The following is a 4,006-nucleotide window of genomic DNA, read 5'->3' as shown; positions in this document are numbered from 1 at the left end:
CAATACTGTGTTACACTTTGATAAAAGTTTCTGATTTATAATGAAATAAGTGTATAAAAAGGGATGAGAAAATTTTAATAAACAATTGGTTTTCAGTATTTTAATAGTGTTTTCCAAGACGTTTATAAGATATGGTCACCAAGGGTTATAACCTATACAAAACATAGATAGTCAACATATTGTTTAATATGCAAAATATCAACGCCTCCAGGCAGCGTTTCATGGTGGAGACTTTCACCCTGTTCTTGTCCATCAAGGGCCGTATCAACTTCCGACAATTGGAAAGATACAGCAAATATAGTGAACAGCGTTTTCGTATCCAATTCGAAAAGCCTTTCGATTTCCTTGGGTTCAATAAAGAACTGGTCCAACAGCACGGCAGCGGACATTACGTGATTGCCATCGATCCCAGTTACATTGCCAAATCAGGCAAGAAAACCCCGGGGCTCGGCTATTTCTGGTCAGGACAGGCCGGAGGGGTCAAACGCGGACTGGAACTCCTGGGCATGGCCGCCATTGATGTGGACAACCATACCGGTTTTCACTTGGATGCCCGCCAGACGCTAACCGATGCGTCTTGTGATAAATCACTGGCCGAACTTTATGCGGACTGTTTCGCTACCTCCAGCAATAGCTTATCCGGACTCTCCCGTGTGGTGGTAGCCGATGCCTGGTTCACCAAGAAGACCTTTATCGATACTGTTTGTGGGGCAGGATTCCATTTTGTGGGTAGGCTGCGGGACGATGCCAATCTCAGATACCTCTACCTTGGCCCCAAAAAAAGCGGCAGGGGCAGGCCCAAAAAATATGATGGTAAAGTCATACATAAAGACATCCGTGATGACCATTTCCAAACCGTGGAACTGGAAGACGGGACTCTGGCCATGACTGCCGTACTCTATTCGGTAGCCTTAGAACGCAATATCAGGGTGGTACGGGTACCTTGTGGGAAAAAATATAAGCTGTATTTTTCTACCAACACAACATTCAATGCAACAACCATAGTGAAGTATTACCGCCTACGTTTCCAGATCGAGTTCATCTATCGGGATGCCAAACAACATACCACACTGGAAAACTGTCAGGCCCGTAGTGAGAACAAACTCGACTTCCACTTCAATATGGCACTGACCGCTACCAATCTCGCCAAGGCAGCTCACTGGTTAAACATTCCCAAAGAACAACGCGGAGCGTTCTCTATGACAGACATCAAGACCATGAACCACAACGCTTTACTCATGAACCGATTTTTTTCAACCTTTGGGATCAACCCACACTTGAACAAAAATCAGAAATATATCAATGAACTTTTACTATACGGCACCATCGCCGCTTAATTTTTTAACGAACTATTGAAACATTTTAAATTAAATGCACATGAAGTACCAAAACAAAATCTCTGACGAGCTTGTACCCATCTTAAAAGCCTATACCAGCCAGCCCGCACCGCCCGAAGGAATGCCCTTGCAGGAAGTTTTTAGGGGGGCTTTACAACAAATGGCACAGCAGGTAGCTGTAAGTAGCACCGACCAACTACGGGTTGAAAATAAATTTTTCACCAACAGCGATGGGTTGGAAACGCAACTAAGGGTATTTACACCACTTACCGAAACCAATCCAAAACCACTATTGTATTGGATACACGGCGGTGGCACTATGAGTGGATTACCTGAGCAGGAAGACAGCACCTTGTACAATCTGGCCCTTGAGCTCGACTGTGTCATCACTTCTGTAAACTACCGCCTCACACCCGAAAATCCTTATCCAAAGCCACTTAACGACTGCTACGAAGGCTTGCTACATGTTGTTGGTAACGCCGATGAGTTTGGCATTAATAAAGACAAAGTAGTTGTGGGCGGTGGCAGTGCTGGTGGACTACTAACCACATCTGTTGCCATCAGAGCCAGAAACGAAGGTGGACCCAAAATTCTTTTGCAGGCAATGGCCTATCCCATGCTTGATATTAGGGACACATCTGACAGCAATAAAGAAATTAACAGCGTAGGCGTTTGGGATAGCTGGATGAACCATTACGGCTTTCAATGCTACCTCACCAATGTTCCCGAAAGTGAATATGGCAAGACTGTGCCGAATATGATAGAAGATTTAAGCAACCTGCCAGATGCGTTCATAGCAGTGGGAACTATGGATTGTCTGCGGGATGAATCCATCGAGTATGCCCAAAAACTTGCCGCTGCCGGCAACCAGGTAGAACTGCATATTTACCCCGGCATGGTGCATGTTTTTGACGGGCTGGCTCCAGATGCCAAAGCATCAAAAGATTTTTGGAGTGCAAGGGTAGCAGCCATTAAAAGGGCGTTTGAATAACTAAAACCAACAGTTATGATACTAAAAATTATAAACGGCATACTCATTGGTAGCTGTATTTATGGGGCTAAAACAAGGCTATGCCATGCTAACGGGTAAACCCGAAATGATGGAAATGTTTGGTAAGTGGAATTTCAATAAAACCGGACTGATGATTACCGGGGCCGTTACAATGCTAAGTGCTGTAATGATTCTTTTTCCTAAAACATTTGTTTGGGGAAATTTTTTAATGGCTGTGGGAATTTTGCTAATCATTTGTTTTCATTTTGCAGATAAAGACCTTAAAGGCGTGGCTATTGAGCTACCGTTTCTTTTACTCAATACTGTGTTACACTTTGATAAAAGTTTCTGATTTATAATGAAATAAGTGTATAAAAAGGGATGAGAAAATTTTAATAAACAATTGGTTTTCAGTATTTTAATAGTGTTTTCCAAGACGTTTATAAGATATGGTCACCAAGGGTTATAACCTATACAAAACATAGATAGTCAACATATTGTTTAATATGCAAAATATCAACGCCTCCAGGCAGCGTTTCATGGTGGAGACTTTCACCCTGTTCTTGTCCATCAAGGGCCGTATCAACTTCCGACAATTGGAAAGATACAGCAAATATAGTGAACAGCGTTTTCGTATCCAATTCGAAAAGCCTTTCGATTTCCTTGGGTTCAATAAAGAACTGGTCCAACAGCACGGCAGCGGACATTACGTGATTGCCATCGATCCCAGTTACATTGCCAAATCAGGCAAGAAAACCCCGGGGCTCGGCTATTTCTGGTCAGGACAGGCCGGAGGGGTCAAACGCGGACTGGAACTCCTGGGCATGGCCGCCATTGATGTGGACAACCATACCGGTTTTCACTTGGATGCCCGCCAGACGCTAACCGATGCGTCTTGTGATAAATCACTGGCCGAACTTTATGCGGACTGTTTCGCTACCTCCAGCAATAGCTTATCCGGACTCTCCCGTGTGGTGGTAGCCGATGCCTGGTTCACCAAGAAGACCTTTATCGATACTGTTTGTGGGGCAGGATTCCATTTTGTGGGTAGGCTGCGGGACGATGCCAATCTCAGATACCTCTACCTTGGCCCCAAAAAAAGCGGCAGGGGCAGGCCCAAAAAATATGATGGTAAAGTCATACATAAAGACATCCGTGATGACCATTTCCAAACCGTGGAACTGGAAGACGGGACTCTGGCCATGACTGCCGTACTCTATTCGGTAGCCTTAGAACGCAATATCAGGGTGGTACGGGTACCTTGTGGGAAAAAATATAAGCTGTATTTTTCTACCAACACAACATTCAATGCAACAACCATAGTGAAGTATTACCGCCTACGTTTCCAGATCGAGTTCATCTATCGGGATGCCAAACAACATACCACACTGGAAAACTGTCAGGCCCGTAGTGAGAACAAACTCGACTTCCACTTCAATATGGCACTGACCGCTACCAATCTCGCCAAGGCAGCTCACTGGTTAAACATTCCCAAAGAACAACGCGGAGCGTTCTCTATGACAGACATCAAGACCATGAACCACAACGCTTTACTCATGAACCGATTTTTTTCAACCTTTGGGATCAACCCACACTTGAACAAAAATCAGAAATATATCAATGAACTTTTACTATACGGCACCATCGCCGCTTAATTTTTTAACGAACTATTGAAACA

At 44.2% G+C, this 4,006-nt stretch carries 4 protein-coding genes; all 4 read left to right on the top strand.

Annotated elements, in window-relative coordinates:
• Positions 1–188 precede the first annotated feature (188 nt).
• The 4 genes from ACVBDU_RS19800 (at position 189) to ACVBDU_RS19785 (ending at position 3,983) form a co-directional block, all read left to right on the top strand.
• On the top strand, positions 189–1,337 hold the full coding sequence (locus ACVBDU_RS19800) for a transposase (protein ID WP_447180155.1): 1,149 nt from the start codon (positions 189–191) through the stop codon (positions 1,335–1,337).
• A gap of 40 nt (positions 1,338–1,377) precedes the next feature.
• Positions 1,378–2,328, top strand: coding sequence for an alpha/beta hydrolase (locus tag ACVBDU_RS19795; protein WP_170164618.1), 951 nt, complete (start codon positions 1,378–1,380; stop codon positions 2,326–2,328).
• A 46-nt stretch (positions 2,329–2,374) separates the two neighbouring features.
• Positions 2,375–2,680 (top strand): DoxX family protein, encoded by a 306-nt coding sequence (locus ACVBDU_RS19790; protein WP_240643180.1) that lies wholly within the window; start codon positions 2,375–2,377, stop codon positions 2,678–2,680.
• A gap of 154 nt (positions 2,681–2,834) precedes the next feature.
• A complete protein-coding gene (locus tag ACVBDU_RS19785) occupies positions 2,835–3,983 on the top strand; it encodes a transposase (RefSeq protein ID WP_447180155.1) in 1,149 nt (382 codons plus the stop codon).
• Positions 3,984–4,006 lie beyond the last annotated feature (23 nt).

The sequence above is a fragment of the Sinomicrobium endophyticum genome (assembly GCF_052983315.1).
Note: the sequence above shows the minus strand (reverse complement) of the source record. Positions and strands in the feature narration are given on the sequence as shown.